Origin of the sequence: Vogesella mureinivorans (genome assembly GCF_007644035.1) — a bacterium.
Lineage (GTDB): Bacteria > Pseudomonadota > Gammaproteobacteria > Burkholderiales > Chromobacteriaceae > Vogesella > Vogesella mureinivorans.
The window spans coordinates 1-358 of sequence record NZ_VMTV02000874.1 but is presented as its reverse complement, the minus strand read 5'-3'; the positions used below and the strand labels follow the sequence as shown (position 1 = coordinate 358).

At 62.8% G+C, this 358-nt stretch carries 1 protein-coding gene; it reads right to left on the bottom strand.

What is annotated here, in order from left to right; translation table 11 throughout:
* On the bottom strand, nt 1–325 hold a 325-nt coding region (locus tag FLQ44_RS20040; RefSeq protein WP_147695776.1), incomplete at its 3' end, for an NADH-quinone oxidoreductase subunit J.
* Nucleotides 326–358: the final 33 nt, after the last annotated feature.

Below are 358 nucleotides of genomic sequence, written 5' to 3'. Positions count from 1 at the left end.
CCGCGAACACCAGTTCGGCGGCAAGGATGATCGCGACGAGCGCGCCCAGCGGCAGATAGCGCACGAAACCGGCGCGCAATTCGGCGAAATCGATGTCGAGCATCATCACGACGAACAGGAACAGCACCGCGACCGCGCCGACATAGACGATGACGAGCAGCATCGCGATGAATTCGGCGCCCGCGAGCAGCATCAGCCCCGCCGCGTTGAAGAAGGCGAGGATCAGCCACATCACGCTATGCACGGGATTGCGGGCGAAAATCACCATCGCGGCCGACGCGATCGCGATGGTCGCGAACAGGTAAAAGGCGATCAGTTGAATCATGTCCGCGCGCCCTTACCGATAGGGCGCGTCGGC